At 62.8% G+C, this 18,544-nt stretch carries 17 protein-coding genes and 1 pseudogene; 8 read left to right on the forward strand and 10 right to left on the reverse strand.

Annotated features, from left to right (window positions below; translation table 11 throughout):
- Nucleotides 1–14 precede the first annotated feature (14 nt).
- The 5 genes and pseudogenes from aroE to AC1D1J_RS21435 form a co-directional block, all read right to left on the reverse strand.
- Complete coding sequence (gene aroE, locus AC1D1J_RS21415) at nt 15–836, reverse strand: shikimate dehydrogenase (RefSeq protein WP_477695809.1); 822 nt, start codon at nt 834–836, stop codon at nt 15–17.
- A complete protein-coding gene (locus AC1D1J_RS21420; RefSeq protein WP_477695810.1) occupies nt 833–2,056 on the reverse strand; it encodes a CaiB/BaiF CoA transferase family protein in 1,224 nt (407 codons plus the stop codon). Before AC1D1J_RS21420 ends, aroE begins: the two co-directional genes overlap by 4 nt.
- Nucleotides 2,057–2,114: 58 nt before the next feature.
- Nucleotides 2,115–2,597 (reverse strand): MaoC family dehydratase, encoded by a 483-nt coding sequence (locus AC1D1J_RS21425; protein ID WP_477695811.1) that lies wholly within the window; start codon nt 2,595–2,597, stop codon nt 2,115–2,117.
- 10 nt (nt 2,598–2,607) lie between these two features.
- Nucleotides 2,608–3,018 (reverse strand): VOC family protein, encoded by a 411-nt coding sequence (locus tag AC1D1J_RS21430; protein ID WP_477695848.1) that lies wholly within the window; start codon nt 3,016–3,018, stop codon nt 2,608–2,610.
- 18 nt (nt 3,019–3,036) lie between these two features.
- Nucleotides 3,037–3,978, reverse strand: a pseudogene (locus AC1D1J_RS21435) (ketopantoate reductase family protein); the annotation flags it as partial.
- Nucleotides 3,979–4,079: 101 nt separating this feature from the next.
- Here AC1D1J_RS21435 and AC1D1J_RS21440 point away from each other — a divergent pair.
- Entirely contained in the window at nt 4,080–5,012 is a 933-nt protein-coding gene (locus AC1D1J_RS21440; RefSeq protein ID WP_477695812.1) for a LysR family transcriptional regulator, read from the forward strand.
- A gap of 38 nt (nt 5,013–5,050) precedes the next feature.
- Here the strand turns inward: AC1D1J_RS21440 and AC1D1J_RS21445 are convergent, their stop codons facing one another.
- Nucleotides 5,051–6,262: a CaiB/BaiF CoA transferase family protein gene (locus tag AC1D1J_RS21445; RefSeq protein WP_477687464.1), complete on the reverse strand. Its 1,212-nt coding sequence runs from the start codon at nt 6,260–6,262 to the stop codon at nt 5,051–5,053.
- A complete protein-coding gene (locus AC1D1J_RS21450) occupies nt 6,255–7,196 on the reverse strand; it encodes a hydroxymethylglutaryl-CoA lyase (RefSeq protein ID WP_477687463.1) in 942 nt (313 codons plus the stop codon). The genes AC1D1J_RS21445 and AC1D1J_RS21450 overlap by 8 nt, the downstream gene beginning before the upstream one ends.
- A 110-nt stretch (nt 7,197–7,306) precedes the next feature.
- Here AC1D1J_RS21450 and AC1D1J_RS21455 point away from each other — a divergent pair, with 110 nt between their 5' ends.
- The gene (locus tag AC1D1J_RS21455; protein WP_477695813.1) at nt 7,307–8,035 is read left to right on the forward strand and encodes an IclR family transcriptional regulator; all 729 of its coding nucleotides are present in this window, start codon (nt 7,307–7,309) and stop codon (nt 8,033–8,035) included.
- 14 nt (nt 8,036–8,049) lie between these two features.
- Here AC1D1J_RS21455 and AC1D1J_RS21460 read toward each other — a convergent pair whose 3' ends face one another.
- Together AC1D1J_RS21460 and AC1D1J_RS21465 are read right to left on the reverse strand one after the other, a co-directional pair.
- Nucleotides 8,050–8,976 (reverse strand): aldose 1-epimerase, encoded by a 927-nt coding sequence (locus AC1D1J_RS21460; protein ID WP_477695814.1) that lies wholly within the window; start codon nt 8,974–8,976, stop codon nt 8,050–8,052.
- 48 nt (nt 8,977–9,024) lie between these two features.
- Nucleotides 9,025–9,936, reverse strand: a complete 912-nt coding sequence (locus AC1D1J_RS21465) for an SMP-30/gluconolactonase/LRE family protein (RefSeq protein WP_477695849.1) — start codon at nt 9,934–9,936, stop codon at nt 9,025–9,027.
- Nucleotides 9,937–10,106: 170 nt separating this feature from the next.
- On the opposite strand from AC1D1J_RS21465, the gene AC1D1J_RS21470 reads away from it, so the two are divergent.
- Nucleotides 10,107–10,892, forward strand: a complete 786-nt coding sequence (locus AC1D1J_RS21470) for an SDR family NAD(P)-dependent oxidoreductase (RefSeq protein WP_477666913.1) — start codon at nt 10,107–10,109, stop codon at nt 10,890–10,892.
- A gap of 103 nt (nt 10,893–10,995) precedes the next feature.
- On the opposite strand, the gene AC1D1J_RS21475 is transcribed toward AC1D1J_RS21470, so the two are convergent.
- Nucleotides 10,996–11,955 carry a LysR family transcriptional regulator gene (locus AC1D1J_RS21475; protein WP_477647164.1) on the reverse strand — a complete coding sequence of 320 codons (960 nt, stop codon included), beginning with the start codon at nt 11,953–11,955 and terminating at the stop codon, nt 10,996–10,998.
- Nucleotides 11,956–12,065: 110 nt separating this feature from the next.
- Between AC1D1J_RS21475 and AC1D1J_RS21480 the strand changes: the two genes are divergently transcribed.
- The 5 genes from AC1D1J_RS21480 (at nt 12,066) to mmsB (ending at nt 18,526) form a co-directional block, all read left to right on the forward strand.
- A complete protein-coding gene (locus tag AC1D1J_RS21480) occupies nt 12,066–13,517 on the forward strand; it encodes an aldehyde dehydrogenase family protein (protein ID WP_457282348.1) in 1,452 nt (483 codons plus the stop codon).
- 53 nt (nt 13,518–13,570) lie between these two features.
- Nucleotides 13,571–14,536 (forward strand): ABC transporter substrate-binding protein, encoded by a 966-nt coding sequence (locus AC1D1J_RS21485; protein ID WP_477647162.1) that lies wholly within the window; start codon nt 13,571–13,573, stop codon nt 14,534–14,536.
- A gap of 65 nt (nt 14,537–14,601) precedes the next feature.
- Nucleotides 14,602–15,672 carry a multiple monosaccharide ABC transporter substrate-binding protein gene (gene chvE, locus AC1D1J_RS21490; protein WP_477687460.1) on the forward strand — a complete coding sequence of 357 codons (1,071 nt, stop codon included), beginning with the start codon at nt 14,602–14,604 and terminating at the stop codon, nt 15,670–15,672.
- A gap of 129 nt (nt 15,673–15,801) precedes the next feature.
- Nucleotides 15,802–17,307 carry a multiple monosaccharide ABC transporter ATP-binding protein gene (mmsA, locus tag AC1D1J_RS21495; RefSeq protein WP_477695850.1) on the forward strand — a complete coding sequence of 502 codons (1,506 nt, stop codon included), beginning with the start codon at nt 15,802–15,804 and terminating at the stop codon, nt 17,305–17,307.
- A gap of 1 nt (nt 17,308) precedes the next feature.
- Complete coding sequence (gene mmsB, locus AC1D1J_RS21500; RefSeq protein ID WP_477695815.1) at nt 17,309–18,526, forward strand: multiple monosaccharide ABC transporter permease; 1,218 nt, start codon at nt 17,309–17,311, stop codon at nt 18,524–18,526.
- The last annotated feature ends 18 nt before the right edge of the window (nt 18,527–18,544 follow it).

The raw sequence follows: 18,544 nt of genomic DNA on the forward strand, positions 1-18,544 counted from the left end.
AGGCTGAGGTCATGTCATACCAGCGCAATGGTGATGCGTTCAATCGCAGCGCGTGTATCGGGCCGTACGCCGCGCCACCATGCAAAGGCTTCGGCCGCTTGCTCCACCAGCATGCCCACGCCATCGGCCAGCCGCCGGGTTCCCGCGTTTTGCGCCAGGCGCAAAAACGGCGTGAGCCCTTTTCCGTACGCCAGTTCGTAGGCCAGGCAGCCGGGGGCGAACACACTTGCCGGCACCGGCGGCAGTTCGGCGCGCAGGCTTGCCGAGGTGGCATTGAACACCACGTCAAAGGTCTGCCCCGCCAGATCCTGATAGCCGCAGCCGCGGACGTTTGCCTGGGCCGCGCCCATGGCCTGCAGTTCAAGTGCCCTGGCAACCGTGCGGTTGGCAATCACCAGTTCGGCCGGGGCCTGCGCCAGAAACGGCAGCAACGCGCCCCGGGCCGCTCCGCCGGCGCCCAGCAGCAGCACGCGTTTGCCTTGCAGCTGGCAGCCCAGGTTGTGCGTGACGTCGCGCACCAGGCCAACGCCGTCGAAGTTTTCGGCAACCACGCGTGTGCCTTCAAACTTCATGGCATTGGCCGCCCCCGCGAGCTGCGCCCGTTCCGAGCGTTCGGTGGCATAGGCAAAGGCGTCGAGCTTGAATGGCGCGGTAATGTTCATGCCTTTGCCGCCCAGGGCGCGGAAGGCATCAACGGCGCCGGTGAACCCGCCTGGCGGCCCTTCGATGGCCGTGTATTCCATGTCCTGCCCGCAAGCCTGCGCGAACATGCCGTGGATCAGCGGCGATTTGCTGAACCCTATCGGGTTGCCGATGACGGCATAGCGGTCGGTCATGGCTGCGCCTCTGCATACAGCACGCCGTCGCGCTCCATCGCGTCAATGTCGGCGGCGCTATAACCAACGCTCGCGGCGATCTCGCGGTTGTGCTGGCCCATGCCGGGTGCAACGCAGGCAGGTGAGGTGTCGCACTCCGAAAACCTGAAAGGCAGGTTGGGCAGGCGTATTTTCCCCAGCACCGGGTGGTCCTGCTCAATCACCATGTTGCGTGCCTGAATTTGCGGATCGTTCAGCACTTCCTCGATGTTCTGCACTTTGGCGCTGGGCACATCAATCGCGTCCAGCGCGGCCAGGCATTCGGCCACAGTACGGCCCGCTACCCAGGCTTTCGCCAGGGCAAGTATTTCGGTGCGGTTTTCGTTGCGCCCTGCGGCGCTGTGAAAGCGCGCGTCAAGCGCCAGCGCTTCGCCGCCTATCAGCAAGGCAAAACGCTTCCAGGCGTCGTCGACCTGCGCGGCAATCACGAGGTAACCGTTGCTGGCGGCAAATACGCCGTACAACGTGCTTTGCGGCATGTCGTGCCCGGTTTGCTGCGGAATTTCCTTGCCGCCCGAGAGGGTGTAACACTGCACCGCATAGTCGTGCATGGACACCAGGCAGTCGTACAGGGACAAGTCAATATGCTGGCCCCTGCCCGACTTGATGCGGCCCAGCAGTGCGGCACATACAGCCGCCACGCCATGGATGCCGGTATACATGTCGCCCAATGAAACGCGCAGCAGCGGCGGTGCGCTGCCGGGCTCGCCGACCATGGCCATGATGCCGCTTTTGGCCTCGGCAATCAGGCCGAAGCCGGCACGGTGCGCGTCCGGGCCGGTATGGCCGTAGGCGGAGATCGAGCAGTACACCAGGCCAGGGTTGCGCCGGGACAGCTCTTCGTAGCCCAGGCCGAGTTTTTTCAATGCGCCGGGGCGGTAGTTCTCGACGAACACGTCAGCTGTGTCGGTGAGCTTGTGCATCATTTCCAGGCCGCGCGGGTCCTTGAGGTTGATGCACAAGCCCTTCTTGCCCATGTTCTGCTGCAAAAAGTAGCCGCTTTGTCCCTTGATGAAGTAAGCGTGGGCGCGTCCCGCATCCCCGTCCTTGGGCCGCTCGACCTTGATGACGTCTGCACCCATCGCTGCCAGGCAGCGCGACAAATAAGGCCCGGCCAGGAAATGGCTGTAATCGACGACGCGGATGCCCGCCAGTGGCAGCGCTTGTGTAGTTTTACTCATAAAAACCTGGGTTCATCCTTGTATATCGGGCGCAAGCAGCTATGTTTTTCATAGCAGATCACTTTTCAGATAACGGCCGGCGCGGCACCATCAGGCGGTGCTCGCCCTTTTGCACCACCTGCCCGGCCTGGTTGATCAACTCGGCCGGCAGCACCACGATGCCCCAGCCCGGCTTGCTTTTGGAGGGCCGCATGCTGTCCACACGAAACTTCACATGCAGCGTGTCATTGATCTTGATGGGCAGCAGGAAGTCCCAGGTCCAGCCCAGCGACATGCCGGGCAGGAAGCGGTATTCGCTCTGGGTTTTCAGGCCGTCGGCAACCGACAGCCCCATCAGGCCGTGCGCAACACGGCAGCCGAAGTGCGAGGCATTGGCGTAGGCCTCATCCACATGCACCGGCGTGAAGTCGCCCGTGAGTTCGGCGTAGGCATCGATGCGCGCGGCGGTGAAGGTGTAGGACGGGCTGGTGCACTCGTCGCCGACCTGTGCGTCGTCCCAGTATTTTTCCGGCGTGGCGAACTGGATGTTGGGGTTGGGCATGAGACGCCTTTCAGGCAGTGGTGGCTCTGGGATTGACTGCCAATACAGCAGACACGCTGCCGGTGCTGGCCTGGATCAGCTCGACGGCCAGGCCATCGGGCAGTTGCAGCCAGTTGCGGCCCTGGGGCAGTTGCTTCACGCCCCATGTCTGTGCCCCGGCCAGTGCGGCCTCCAGGTCTTCCACCATGATGCCCAGATGCGCCAGCCAGCCGGCGTCATTGGACGGCGGCGCCGCAAAGCCGGGCGTACTCATGAGCTGCAGGCCCCCGATCGTCCAGTACTGGTGCGGTGCATCGGCGGGTCCGTCGATCTCGCGCACATCCATGCCCAGCACCTCCAGGAAGAAGTTGATGTGCCACTGGATGTCTTTGACGCGTACCGCAACGTGTTCTACATAGGATTTTTGTTTGTGGGGGGCCATGGTGTGCTCTTTTGAATCGCGTTGACGAGGCAGTGCGCGCTCAATGCCCTTGATGCAGGCCACCAGGGCCTGGTTGACGGGTGTGGGTACGCCGCATTTCGCGCCCTGGCGCACCACCGCGCCGTTCACAAAGTCGATCTCGGTGATTGAGCCCTTCTCCAGGCTTTGCAGCATCGAGGTTTTGAACGCGTAGGGCAGGCCTTCACCCGCCTTGACCCAGGGCTGGCGCGGGTCGGTGGTGGCAAGCGTGATGCCGCTGGCTTTCGCCACTGTCATCGCTTCGGCCACGGCCGCAATGCCGCAGGCTTCAAGCTCGGGCACCTGGTACATCTCGCCATAGGTTAGACGCGTGGCGGCGCTGACGGCGCCGGTGGCCACATTGACCAGCAGCTTGTCCCAGATGGTGCCGATGATGTTGCGGCTGACGGTGGTGTCGAGCCCGGCGGCGTTGAAGGCGGCGGCAATGCGCTGCACGCGCTCCGTGATGCGGCCGTCCAGTTCGCCCAGGTGGGTGTCCTTGCCGCGCGTTCCAATCAGCACATGCCCGGCGCCAAGCTGCGTGCCGCCCGTATAGGTTTTGCCGGCAAGCACACGCTCGCGGCCCACGATGCTGCCCAGGATGTCTTCGTGTCCCAGCCCGTTTTGCAGTGACAGAACGACAGTGTCCGGCCCCAGCAGCGACAGGGCTGCCTCCATGGCCGGGCGGGTATCGAAGGACTTGACCAGCACGATCACCAGGTCCACCGCACCGGTGTCCATGGCCACGCCCGTGGCGGAGGTCGCGGCATGCACCTGCACGCAACGGTCTACACCGCCTTCGCGCAGGATCAGCCCGCGGCTGTTCAGGGCCTCGACCTGGGCAGCATTGCGGTTGATGAGCCAGACCTCGTGGCCAGCCTCCGTCAGCACGCCGCCTAGGGCACAGCCCAGCGCGCCGGCGCCCAGAACACAAATCTTCACTGCAGAACTCCTTCGTGATTCAGGAGCGAATTCTGGGTGGGTCCGACCATGTCGTCCATGCAATGAAGGCAATACCAATCATTGCGTATAACAATAGAGGTATGGAAAGAGACCTTGATCTGCTGGACATCAAGCTGCTGCGGCTGCTGGACCAGCTCTACACCACCCGCAGCGTCACCCGGTCGGCCGAGGCCCTGGGGCAAAGCCAGCCCACCGTCAGCATCTGGCTGGCGCGCCTGCGCAAGCAGCTTGGCGACCCGCTGTTTGTGCGCACGGCATGCGGCATGCTGCCCACGCCGCGCACCGATATGCTGATTGCCACGGTGCGCGAAGTGCTGGGCGGGTTGCAGCGACTGGCCCAGTCAGAGGCTGCCTTTGACCCGTCTACGGCGCTGCGGCGCTTTCGCATCTGCATGACCGACGCCAGCCACGTCACGCTGTTGCCCCGGCTGCTGTCCCATGTGCGGGCGGTGGCGCCGGGTGTGGCGCTGGAAGCCGCGCGTATCGATACCGGCCTGGCGCATGCCCTGCAAGCAGGCGAGGCCGATCTGGCTGTCGGCTTTTTGCCCTGGCTCGACACGGGCTTCTACCAGCAGACGCTGTACGGCCAGGACTGGATTTGCCTGGCCAATACCCGGCATCCGCGGGTGGGCAGCGAATTGGGCGCCGACTGGAGCCTGGCTGTTTACCAGGCCGAGGCGCATATCGGCATCAGTTCCGGCACCGGCTACCAGCTGCTGGACAGCGCCCTGGCGTCACAAAACATCTCGCGCCGGGTGTTGCTGGAGCTCCCGGGCTTTCTGGGCCTCTCGGCCATTTTGTCCACCACCGACCTGATCGCCACGCTGCCGCGCCACATCGGCGAAACCCTGGCCCGCGCCGCTGGCCTCCAGGTGCTGCCCTGCCCGCTGGCGATTCCCGGATTTACCGTGAAGCAACACTGGCATGCCCGCTACCACCACGACCCAGCCTCCCGCTGGTTGCGCAGCGTGTGTGCCGAGTTGTTTATGAAAAGTGCCTCCAGCCCTTTATAGCCGGGCGCAAGCAGCTATATTTTTTATAGCAATTCAGCTCAGTGCGTCACCCGGTTGGCCTGAAGAGCCTGGATGGCGTCCTCGTCATAACCGAGCTCCCGCAGCAGTTCGCGCGTGTGCTCGCCCAGCCTGGGTGGGTTCAGGCGCACCCCGGGGCGCTTGCCGCCCAGGGTCAGCGGCAGCAATACGGTGGCGCTTTCTTGTCCAGCGCGGGCGCCGTCAGTCAAGGTGATGGGCGCCAGCCCGCCCGTGGCCTTGAGGTGCGGGTCGTCAAACAAATCCTGCGGCCGGGTGATGGGCGCAAACGGCAATGCATGTTTTTCGAACACGGCACCCAATTCGGCCGCGCTGTGCCCAGCCAGATGTGAGCGCAGCAGGGGCATCAGCCACTCGCGCGCAAGTACGCGCTCGTTGTTGGTCAGCAGCCGCGGGTCGGCCCGCAGGTCTTGCAGCCCAAAAGCCTCACAGAAAATGGCCCACTGCGTGTCGCTGACCACCGCCAGAAAAATCTGCTCGCCATCCCTGACCGTGAACACGTCGTAAATCGCCCAGGCCGAAATGCGGCTCGGCATGGGCGCGGCGGGCTGGCCCGTCACCGCGAACTGCATCATGTGCTGGGCGACCAGGAAAACATTGTTTTCAAACAGTGCGGCCTGCACCTCCTGGCCCTTGCCGGTTTTTTCGCGCGCGGCCAGTGCGGCCATGGCACCGATGGCGCCGAACATGCCGCCCATGATGTCGTTGACACTGCTGCCGGCGCGCAGCGGGTCACCGGCGCGGCCCGTCATGTAAGCCAGGCCGCCCATCATCTGCACCACTTCGTCGAGTGCGGTGCGATGGTCGTAGGGGCCCGGCAGAAAACCTTTGTGGCTGACATAGATCAGCCGCTCGTTGAGCTGCGAAAGGCTGGCGTAATCCAGGCCGAGCTTTTTCATGGTGCCGGGCTTGAAGTTCTCGCTGACGATGTCGGCGGTGGCAACCAGCTTGAGCACCAGCTCACGTCCCTCGGGTGTCTGCAGGTCGACCGCGATGCTTTTTTTGTTGCGGTTGAACAGGGGGAAAAATCCCGCACCGGAACCGAGCAGCTTGCGCGTGTTGTCCCCCGTGATCGGCTCGACCTTGATGACCTCGGCCCCCAGGTCGGCCAGCAGCATGCCGCAGGTCGGCCCCATGACCATATGGGTGAATTCGACGACACGCAGGCCTGCATAGGGCAGGCTTTGTTCGCCGGATACGCGGGCTTCAGGCATGCAAACTTCCTTGTACAAAATCTTTGGGGAGGCCCGCCTCGGGCGTCATGCCATAAAGCGGTTCGCCCGGCAATCCGGCTTTGAGTGGTTCGCGCGCAGCCATCAGCTTGACGAGATCCACCCCAGTGGAAACGCCCATGGCCTCAAACATGAAGACCAGGTCTTCAGTGACCACATTGCCTGACGCGCCCGGCGCATAGGGGCAGCCGCCCAGGCCACCCAGCGAAGCATCGAAGGTGCGCACGCCTTCTTCATACGCAGCCAGGCAGTTGGCCAGGCCCAGTCCGCGTGTGTTGTGCATGTGCGCGGCGCCTGACCTGGCGCCAAGCTCGGCGCGCAGGCGCCTGAAGAGGCGGCGCACCTGCGCGGGGTTGGCATAACCCACGGTGTCCGATAAACCTGATTCATCAGCACCGGCAGTGATGCATTGCGCGGCCAGCCAGATCACATCGTCCTCCGGTACTTCGCCCTGCAGCGTGCAGCCGAAAGCGGTTGAAATGGCGGCTTCAAGTTTGACATGCGGTGCCAATTCGCGGCGCAGGCCGGCAATGGCCCGCACTTCTTCGACCATCTCTTCGCGCGTCTTGCGCACATTGGCCAGCGAATGCGCCGCGCTGGCCGACACCGGCATGGTCAGCTTGTGTACGCCGGCCTGCAGCGCTGCTTCAGCGCCGCGGCGGTTGGGCACCAGGGCCATGACCGTGAGGCCGGGCAAGGTGAGCGCATGCCGCACCACCTCCGCCACATCGGCCATTTGCGGCAGCAGTTTTGCGGGAACAAACGAACCCACTTCAATCTCGCGAAGGCCGGCAGCGTGCAGGGCTGTAATCCAGTGCAACTTGTCGGCGGTTGCCATGGTGCGCGCGACACTTTGAAGGCCGTCGCGCGGGCCGACTTCACTGATCAGCACCTGGCTGGGCTGGGGGATTTGCATCGTCTTTGGTATTCTGTAAGATAGAACTATATTCTTTCTAATGAAATGATGAAGCAGGTTGCAAGCACTGTCAAGCAGGTAACCGACACGAAAGCCCAGGAGATCGAGCCATGCCGCGCAAAGCCCAGACAGAATCCGTTGCAGACACCCATGCCGCGCCAGGCGGCGCCGCGGCAGTGGACCGTGCCCTGTCGCTGCTGTCGGCTTTCAGGGCGGGCGACGCCTCACTGGGCCTGGGCGAGTTGGCGGAGCGCACGCAGCTTTACAAGAGCACGGTGCTGCGGCTGCTGGCTTCGCTGGAGCACGCGCGACTGGTCCAGAAACTCGGCGACGGCCGCTACGCGCTGGGCGCCGAGGTGGCGCGCCTGCATGGTGTTTACGCCGCCTCGTTTTCGCTGGACCGTGTGGTGCTGCCGGTGCTGCGTGAGCTGGTTGCGGCCACCGGCGAGAGCGCGGCCTACCATGTGCGCCAGGGCGAGGCCCGCCTGTGCCTGTACCGCGTGGACTCGCCGCATCCGATCCGCGACCACATCAAGGCCGGCGACCTGCTACCCGCCAACCGCGGCACGGGTGCTCGCATTTTGATAGCGTTCGGCGCAGGGCGGTTAAGGGCTCGAGACCAAAAAGACCGTCAGCTATACGCCAAAATCCGCGAACAGGGTTACTACACGGCTGTGGGCGACCGACTGGCCGAGGTGGCCGGCATTTCGGCCCCGGTGTTTGGGGCCGACGGTGCACTGGCAGGCGCGCTGACGCTGACCATGCCCGGCAATCGTTACAGCGAACGCCATGTCAAGCCCGTGCTGGAAGCAGCCCGCCGCCTGACAGGCCTGGTTTAAAGGCTTCCCCCGGTTCAGCCTTGCGCCGAAGTGGGCTCGATGCGCCACTGGATGTTGAGCGAAAACTGTTCCCCTGGGCCCAGCACACGCAAGCCGGGCTGCCCTGGCAAATGAAAGGCATCGATAGGCTGTGTGATGGGCTCAAAACAAAACGCGGGCCCCTGCGGTGGGCGGTAAACCAGGCAGAAGTGCTCGTCGGCACCGCCGTCGCGCGCAAAGTCCGGCATGCGGGCCGTGACCTGCAGGCCCTGCTCGGGCCAGGCAACGCAGGCCTTGCCGCCCCAGCCGGTGTAGCCGTTGTCGATGAGCGGGCCGTTGGCCGGCGCACCCTTGTTCAGGTCCCAGCCCGCCGGAAAGTCGGTCGTGTGCGCAACCGGCAGCGGGTCGTCGCCGCAGAGCCAAAGGCCCTCCACCGGCGCGGTAATCCGTGTTTGCGGGGTGCGGGGAAACCAGGGATGCACGCCCAAGCCATATGGCAGCGGCTTGACGCCCAGGTGGCGCACCTGCACCTGCTGGTCCAGCCCGCCTTCGACCAGCCGGAAGGTCTGCACGGCTTCGTAGTCGTACGGGTTGCCGTCGAAGCCGTGCGACACCAGCGTCATCACCAGGGTGTCGGCAGCCGGCTGCGAAACCTGCCACGGCTGCAGCCAGCCGTCGCCATGAATGGGATAGGGTTCGCCCGCGCGATTCGGACGCATGGCGTGGAATTGCCCCTCATGCGTGAAGCCTCCGCCGCTGATACGGTTGGACCACGGCACCATGGCAAATGAAGCGGTCTGGTAGAGATCGTCCGTTTTACCGTCCCAGGGCCGCCAGAGGTCCAGCGGCCCTTGCGCGCGGTCGAGTTGCCAGGCGGCGACGCTGCCGCCGAGCGAGGGCACCAGCCCCAGGCGCTGGCCGGAATGGCGCAGCCAGACTACAGGATGTGCGGAATCGGTCATTGAAGATCTTTCACGTGAGGGCAGGTAGATGGTGTTTTGTTCGTGATATCAGCCGCCGAACAAACCGGCAGGCAGACCCGGGCTGTCAATCGACACCGCGAAGATGCCACCGGCCAGCGGCTCTGCGGCAAGCTGTTCGGCCGTGAGCCCGGTGCGTGCCGTGCTGATAAAAAGCGTGCGCATGTCCGGCCCGCCAAAGGCGCAGTTGGTCACATGGCTTGTCGGCAGCGGCACGCGGCACAGCTCCTGTGCAGTGACCGGGTCATGGCAGCTGATGCAGGCACCGCCCCAATGGGCAATCCACAGGCGGCCGGCGGCGTCGGTGGTCATGCCGTCGGGTACGCCGTCGCCGGCCGCAAAGGCCAGCCAGAGCCGCTTGCCTGACAAGGTTCCCGCCGCGCTGTCGAAGTCATACGCATGGATGCGGCCGTTGACGGTATCGTTGAAATACAGGGTGCGTCCTTCGGCGGACCAAGTGGGGCCGTTGGTCACCGCAAAACCTTCTTCATGGCGCGTGCAGCGGCCATCAGGGTCATAGCGATACAGCGCGCCGGTGGGGGCCACGCAGTCAAAGTCCATCGTCCCCGCCCAAAAGCGGCCTTGCCTGTCGCACTTGCCATCGTTGAAGCGATTGCCCGGCAACGCAGCCTCGGGTTGGTGCAGGTAGTGTGGTTCGCCGTCTGAAGCGGGGTCAAACAGCGCGAAGCCGCGCCGCAGGGTCACGATCAGACCGGGCGCATGCGCCCGCTCGGCCAGCGCGGAAATTTCCTCGTCAAAGGCCCAGCTGCTGCGCGCGCCGGTGGCGGGGTGAAGGCGGTGCAGGCGGCAGCCAAGAATGTCCACCCAATACAGGGATTGCTCCCGCGGCGACCACAAGGTACCCTCACCCAGCAGGGCCCCCGCCGGATGGACGCAATGCACCTTGCCAGGGACCGGCATGGCCAGCCGCTGCTGATGCATGCCTGCGGGCGTGTCTGGAATCAATGTCACTAATGTCTCCGTATTGCGGGGCTGTGCGGTGGCCTCTTGACGCGGTGGATGATATCAATGCATAGTGATGTTGGAAACTTATTCTTTTTATATTAATTGATACACAACTTGCAATGTCAAACATCTCCAGCTCTGCCCCCATGCGTGCCGCTCCCGCAAGCGAGACTCTCTCCGTCTTTCCCAGCCTGAACAAGCGGTCGGTATTTGTCACCGGCGGAGGCAGCGGCATAGGCGCCGCCATCGTGACAGCCTTTGCGCAGCAGGGCGCGCGCGTTGCCTTCATCGATGTCGCGAAGGAGGCCAGTGAAGCGCTTGCGCAGGAGCTGGCGGATGCGGGGCACGCCCGCCCATGGTGGCGCGCCTGCGATGTCCGGGACGTGGCCGCGCTGCAGTCGGCAATCACCGACGCAGCAAGCGCGCTGGGCGACTTCTCGGTGCTGGTCAACAATGTTGCCAGCGATGACCGCCACAGCCTGGAGTCTGTAACGCCCGCCTACTACGACGACCGCATCGCGATCAATGAACGGCCCGCCTTCTTTGCAATCCAGTCGGTGGTGCCCGGTATGCAACGCCTCGGCGCCGGCTCCATCATTAACCTGGGCTCCACCGGCTGGCAAGGCAAGGGCGCAGGCTACCCCTGTTATGCCATCGCCAAATCCTCGGTGAACGGCCTGACGCGCGGCCTTGCGAAAACGCTGGGCCGGGACCGCATCCGCATCAACACCGTGTCGCCGGGCTGGGTCATGACCGAGCGGCAGATCAAGCTCTGGCTGGATGCCGAAGGCGAGAAGGAACTCCAGCGCAACCAGTGCCTGCCCGACAAACTGCTGCCCCACGACATCGCGCGCATGGTGCTGTTCCTGGCATCCGATGACGCCGCCATGTGCACCGCGCAGGAGTTCACGGTGGATGCCGGCTGGGTTTAACAATCCCCCCCGGGGCGCCTTCGGCGCCTCCCCCTCAGGGGGCGACACTGGCGGCCCGGCGGAGCCGGTTCCGCGGTGTCCCTGGCCTTGGTGGCGAAGATTTTTAGTCCGCTTCTAACCTGCGGCCGTAGAGGGTCAGGCTCGCTGTCTTCAGCGCTTTCATCATGACCTTGGCGGCTGGCGATGGCAGCCGGTCGGTGCGGGTAATGATGCCGAAGGCGTCCATGTGGCAGGGCATGTCCAGCGGCAGCACCGAGACGATACCGTGCGCGGCGTAATACCGCGCCACATCGGCCGCGACCACGGCCACCATGTCGCTTTGCTGCAGCATGCGCGTGATGAAAAGCAGGGCTGAAGACTCCACCACGTTGATGGGTGGTGCAAGCCCATCCTCCCGGAACATCAGCTCGAACCGGTGCCGCAGGACGCTGCCCGCGGGCGGCACAATCCAGGCGGCCGCCACCACGTCGCGCAGGGTGAGGCCTGACACGCCCAGCAGTGGGTGCCCCGGCCTCGCCATGGCGCACACCGGCTCCTCGACCAGGGGCTCATAGCGCAAATTGGTCTTGTCATGTTCGGCAAAGAGGCGTGCCACCAGGATGTCGAGCTTGCCCTGCTCCAGCCGTTCCAGCAGCACCGGGCTGGTTTCGATGTCCAGCGAAATGCGCAGGCTCGGGTGCTCCTGTTTGACCACGGCCACCGCAGACGGCAACAAGGCCAGCCCCGGCGATGTGATGGCGCCGATGCCGACCTGGCCGAAGTGGCCGGTTTTGAGTGCGGTGAGCTCGTCATGCGCCTGGTTCAGGCTGGCCAGTGCCATGCGCGCGTGCCGGATCATGGTTTCGCCATACCAGGTTGGCCGCATGCCCCGGGGCAAGCGCTCAAAAAGCTGTACCTCCAGAACATCTTCCAGATCCTTGAGCAACTTGGACGCCGCCGGTTGGGTCATGCTGAGAACCTGCGCTGCGCGATGAATATTGCCTTCTTCGGCCAGTGCAACCAGCAACAGCAATTGCCGTGTTTTGAGCCGCGCGCGTATGAACCAGTGGTTGTAGGTGCTCATCGGGTTTTCCAGAATGCGTAGAACGATATCTATTTTGTCAAAAAAACGATTGGATTGATATCAAAATTGATTCTAGACTGCAGCGCTATAAAGACGAAGCTCTCAATGTCATGAAATTCGGCGAACTGCAACAAAACGCCCGGCACTACATCAATGGGCGCTGGGAAACCGGTACCACCACGGGCACCAGCACCAACCCCTCGGATACCCGGGAAGTGGTCAGCGAGTACGCACGTGCCGACCGCAACCAGACCGAACTCGCGATCCGGGCCGCGGCCGAGGCATTGCCACACTGGAGCCACAGCACGCCGCAACGCCGGGCTGATGTGCTTGACCAGATCGGCAGCGAGATCCTGGCGCGCAAGGATGAACTGGGCATGCTGCTGGCACGGGAAGAAGGAAAAACCTTGCCCGAGGGCGTGGGCGAAGCGGCGCGGGCCGGCCAGATATTCAAGTTTTTCGCAGGCGAAGCATTGCGTGTTCAGGGGGAGACCATGGCGTCGGTCCGGCCCGGCATTCAGGTCGACGTGACGCGTGAACCTGTCGGCGTGGTGGGAATCATCGCGCCATGGAATTTCCCGTTGGCGATTCCGGCCTGGAAAATCGCGCCGGCACTGGCCTATGGGAACACGGTGATTTTCAAACCGGCCGAGCTGGTGCCCACCTGCGGTTGGGCTCTGGCCGAAATCATCAGCCGCTGCGGGCTGCCTGCGGGCGTCTTCAACCTTGTCATGGGAAGCGGCCGGGAAGTCGGGCAAACGCTGGTCGACCATCCCCTGGTCAATGCGCTGAGCTTCACGGGCTCGGTGACAACCGGCGAACGCATCCTTCAGTCGGCTTCCGCGCGCCGCGCCAAAGTGCAACTTGAAATGGGTGGCAAAAATCCGCTGGTGATACTGGCTGATGCCGATCTTGACCAGGCCGTCGAATGCGCCGTGCAAGGCTCGTACTTTTCGACCGGCCAGCGCTGCACCGCGTCAAGCCGGCTCATCGTGGAAGCGCCTGTACACGATGCATTCGTTGCGCGCCTGCGCCACCGCATTGCCGGGCTCAAGGTGGGCCACGCGCTGGAGCGGGGCATCGATATGGGTCCGGTGGTTGACCGCAGCCAGCTCGAACAGAACCAGTCGTATCTGGACATAGGGCGTAACGAGGGTGCAGAGCATGTCTGGGGCGGCGAATTGCTGGAGCGCCCGACACCGGGGCATTACATGAATCCGGCGCTCTTCCTGGCCCGGCCGGAACACCGCATTGCGCGCGAAGAGATTTTTGGACCCATAGCGTGTGTGTTGCAGGCCGATGACTTTGAACACGCGCTGGCCCTGGCCAACGACACCCCCTTCGGCCTCTGTGCAGGCATCTGCACGACGTCCCTCAAGCACGCCATGCACTTCAAGCGTCACGCAGAAGTCGGCATGACCATGGTGAACCTGCCTACTGCGGGTGTCGACTTCCACGTTCCGTTCGGCGGGCGCAAGGGGTCGAGTTACGGCTCACGCGAACAAGGCCGCTACGCTGCCGAGTTTTACACCACCGTCAAGACCGGTTACGTGCTAGCCTGAGCCACTGAAGATCACCAGAGAGCTGTCAGTTCCATTTCAACCAAGGAGACAAAATGAAAATCCATCGCCGCACCCTCGCCGTCGCACTCGCCTGCGCCCCCCTTGCCGGCCTGTTGCCGGTTTCAGCATGGGCACAAAAGCCCATCGTGCTGGGCTTTAGCCAGGTCGGCGCAGAGAGCGAATGGCGCACCGCCAATACCGAATCCATCAAATCGGCCGCCAAGGACGCGGGCATCGAACTCAAATTCTCCGATGCCCAGCAGAAGCAGGAAAACCAGATCAAGGCGATTCGCTCCTTCATTGCCCAAAAGGTTGACGTGATCGCGTTCTCGCCCGTGGTCGAGTCGGGCTGGGAAACCGTTTTGCGTGAAGCCAAGGCCGCCAAAATTCCGGTAGTGCTGACTGACCGCTCCGTGAACGTCAAAGACACCTCGCTGTATGTTTCCTTCATGGGCTCGGACTTTGTGGAGGAAGGCCGCAAGGCAGGCCGTTGGCTTGTCGAAAAAATGAAGGGCACAAGCGGCCAGGTCAACATCGTTGAGCTGCAGGGAACCGTGGGTTCCGCACCGGCGATTGACCGTAAAAAAGGGTTTGAAGAAATCATCAAGGCCGACCCGAAATTCAAGATCATCCGCTCGCAGACGGGTGATTTCACCCGTGCCAAAGGCAAGGAAGTGATGGAAGCCTTCCTCAAGGCCGAAGGCAAGAAGATCAATGTGCTTTTCGCGCACAACGACGACATGGCTATCGGCGCGATCCAGGCGATTGAAGAGGCTGGCATGAAGCCGGCAAAGGACATCACCATCATCTCGATCGATGCCGTCAAGGGCGCTTTCGAAGCCATGATGGCCGGCAAGCTCAACGTCTCCGTGGAGTGCAGCCCCTTGCTGGGCCCGCAGCTGATGGCGGCAGTCAAGGACATCAAGGCCGGCAAACCCGTTCAGAAACGTATCGTTACCGAAGAGGGTATTTTTCCGATGGAAGTAGCCGCCAAGGAATTCCCCAAGCGTAAATACTGATCAGCATCCGGACCAGCGCCCCGATACTGAGGCGCTCTTTCAAACCTCCAGAAGGAAACTATTTCATGAAACGTACATTTCTCCAGACCCTGCTCGCCGGCCTCGTGCTGGGAACCCTCGGTATTGCACCGTCAGCCCAGGCGCAAGACAAAGGCAGCATCGGCATTTCGATGCCCACCAAATCCTCTGCCCGCTGGATCGCCGACGGCGACAACATGGTCAAGGTGCTCAAGGAGCGCGGCTACAAAACCGACCTGCAATATGCCGATGACGACATCCCGAACCAGCTCGCCCAGATCGAGAACATGATCACCAAGGGCGCGAAGGTGCTGGTGATCGCCTCCATCGACGGCACCACACTGTCCAAGGCGTTGCAGAACGCGGCCGACAAGGGTGTCAAGGTCATCGCCTATGACCGTCTGATCAAGGGTTCGAAGAATGTGGATTACTACGCCACCTTCGACAACTTCCAGGTTGGTGTGCTGCAGGCCACCTCCATCGTCGACAAGCTGGGCCTGAAGCAGGGCAAGGGCCCTTTCAACATCGAACTCTTCGGCGGCTCCCCGGACGACAACAATGCGTTTTTCTTTTACGACGGTGCCATGAGCGTGCTCAAGCCCTACATCGACAGCGGCAAGCTGGTAGTGCGCAGCAAGCAAATGGGAATGAACAAGGTCGGCACGCTGCGCTGGGACGGTGCGGTCGCCCAGGCACGCATGGACAACCTGCTCTCGGCCTACTACGGCAAGGAAAAAGTCCACGCGGTCCTGTCGCCATACGACGGCCTGTCCATCGGCATTCTGTCATCGCTCAAAGGCGTCGGCTACTGCACGGCGCAGCAGCCTTGCCCGGTGGTCAGCGGGCAGGACGCTGAAATTCCTTCGGTGAAGTCCATCCTGAAAGGCGAGCAGTACTCGACGGTCTTCAAGGACACGCGCGAGCTGGCCAAGGTGACGGCCAACATGGTGGACGCCACCCTCTCCGGCAAGCAGCCCGAGATCAATGACACTAAGACCTACAACAACGGCGTGAAAGTGGTGCCCTCCTACCTGCTCAAACCGGTGGCTGTGGATGCCTCTAACTGGAACCAGGTTCTGATTGGCAGCGGTTACTACAAAGAGTCACAAATCAAGTAACCCCGGCTGAAGGGTGAAAGCACGACGGTCCCGTGCCGGGGAGGCGCGGGACTGTTTACGCCCATCGGTGTCAGTCGCCGTCGGAGCGATTTTTGTACCAAAGGACAGGCATTGGAAACGATTCTCGAGATGCGCGACATCCGCAAAACCTTCCCAGGGGTGGTCGCGCTGAACAAGGTCAACCTGCGCGTGCGCGCGGGTGAGATTCATGCCATCGTCGGTGAAAACGGCGCCGGAAAATCGACCTTGATGAAAGTGCTCTCGGGGGTCTATCCCCACGGCTCCTACAGCGGGGACATCGTCTACGAAGGCCAGGAGCGCCAGTTCCTCGGAATCCACGACAGCGAGCAGCTGGGCGTCATCATCATCCACCAGGAACTGGCGCTGGTGCCGCTGCTGTCCATAGCGGAGAACATTTTCCTCGGCAACGAGACCGCACAGCGCGGCGTGATCGACTGGATGGTTGCGCATAGCAAGACGCAGGCCCTGCTGAAAAAAGTGGGTCTCAAGGAATCACCCGCCACACTTATCACGGACATCGGCGTGGGCAAGCAGCAACTGGTGGAAATTGCCAAGGCCTTGTCCAGGCAGGTCAAGTTGCTGATCCTTGACGAGCCGACGGCGAGCCTCAACGAAAACGACAGTCAGGCCTTGCTGGACCTGTTGCTGGAACTCAAGGGGCAGGGCATCACCTGCATCCTTATTTCACACAAGCTCAACGAAATTTCACGCGTGGCGGACGCCATCACCATCCTGCGCGACGGCAGCACCGTCGAAACACTGGACTGCCGTGCCGAAGCCATCAGCGAGGACCGCGTCATTCGCGGCATGGTGGGCCGTGAGATGGCTGACCGATACCCGCCGCGCCAGCCGCAAATTGGCGAGACCGTGTTTGAAGTGCGCGACTGGAACGTCTACCACCCGCTGCACACGGACAGGAAATTCATCAAAGGCGTCAGCCTGCAGGTGCGGCGTGGTGAAATCGTCGGCATTGCCGGGCTGATGGGTGCGGGGCGCACGGAGCTCGCCATGAGCATCTTCGGCCGCTCCTGGGGGCGCCGCATCAGCGGCCAGGTCCTGCTCAACGGCCGGCCCGTCGACGTGGGCACCGTGGAGAAAGCTGTCCGCCACGGCCTGGCCTATGTGACCGAAGACCGCAAGGGCAACGGGCTGGTACTGAACGAAGACATCCAGTTCAACGTCTCGCTGGCCAACCTCAAGGGCGTTTCAAGTGCCTCCGTCATCGACAGCGGCCGCGAATACCAGGTCGCGCAGAGCTACCGCGAAAAACTCCGCATCCGGTGCTCAAGCGTCGGCCAGAAAGTCCTCAACCTCTCGGGCGGGAACCAGCAGAAAGTGGTGCTCGGGAAATGGCTGTTCACCAGTCCCGAAGTGCTCATCCTCGACGAGCCCACGCGCGGCATCGACGTGGGCGCCAAGTACGAGATTTACACCCTGATGGCCCAGCTCGCGGCAGAAGGGAAATGCATCATCATGATTTCCTCGGAAATGCCCGAATTGCTGGGCATGACGGACCGCATCTACGTCATGAACGAAGGCCGCTTCATCGTCGAGATGCCGACGGCCGAAGCCTCCCAGGAAAAGATCATGCGCGCGATCATGAAAGCAAGCTGAAATGAACAACGAGTCCTCCAACGCCACCGCGATTGCGGCAAAAAACGCCGCTGCCAGCGGCAAATCGCCGCTCGACTACCTGAAGCACAACTTCCGCGAGTACGGCATGCTGATCACGCTGGTTGCCATCATGGGCTTCTTCCAGTACATGACCGAGGGCACGCTCATGCAGCCCCTCAACCTCACCAACCTGGTCCTGCAGAACAGCTACATCGTCATCATGGCGCTGGGCATGCTGATGGTGATCGTGGCCGGGCATATCGACCTGTCGGTCGGTTCGGTGTGCGGCTTCATCGGCGCGCTGGCGGCCGTGCTGATGGTGGAGTACGGCTGGCATTTCGTGCCGGCCTCGCTGGTGTGCCTGCTCTGCGGCGCACTGATAGGCGGGGTTCAGGGCTGGTTTGTCGCGTTCTTCCGCATCCCTTCTTTTATCGTCACGCTGGCCGGCATGCTGGTGTTCAAGGGGCTGGCGTTGGCACTGCTGCAAGGCCAGTCGGTCGGCCCCTTCCCCGATTCATTCCAGATGCTCAGCTCGGGTTTCATGCCCGACCTGCTGAGCAGCGAAGGCCTGCGCATGACTTCGCTGCTGCTGGGCGTGGCGCTGGCCGCCGTGCTCGCCGTGGCCGGCATACGCGCGCGGGCCAAGCAGCTCAAGCACGGCATCCAGGCCGAGCCCGCCGCCATTTTCTTCGTCAAAACGGCGATGTTCTCGGCGCTGCTGATCTATTTCAGCTACCTGCTGGCTTCCTACAGGGGGCTGCCGAATGTGCTGATCGTGATGGCCGCGCTGATTTTCCTGTTCCACTTCATCACGGGTCGCACCACTATCGGGCGGCGCGTCTATGCGCTGGGCGGCAACGAAAAGGCAGCCAAGCTGTCGGGCATCAAGACCGAGCGCCTGGCCTTCTACACCTTCGTGAACATGGGCGTGCTGGCGGCGCTGGCGGGCCTGGTGTTTGCCGCGCGCCTGAACACTGCTACACCCAAGGCCGGCCTGGGCTTTGAACTCGATGTCATCGCCGCCTGCTTTATCGGCGGGGCCTCGGCTTCGGGCGGTGTCGGCAAGGTCATGGGCGCGGTGATCGGCGCATTTGTGATGGGCGTGATGAACAACGGCATGTCCATCCTGGGCATCGGCATCGACTACCAGCAGGTCATCAAGGGCGTGGTGTTGCTGGCCGCCGTGTTTGTCGACGTCTACAACAAGAACAAGGCATGAGCCGCCCGGCCGTTTCGA

Source organism: Polaromonas sp. P1_F8 (assembly GCF_056405635.1).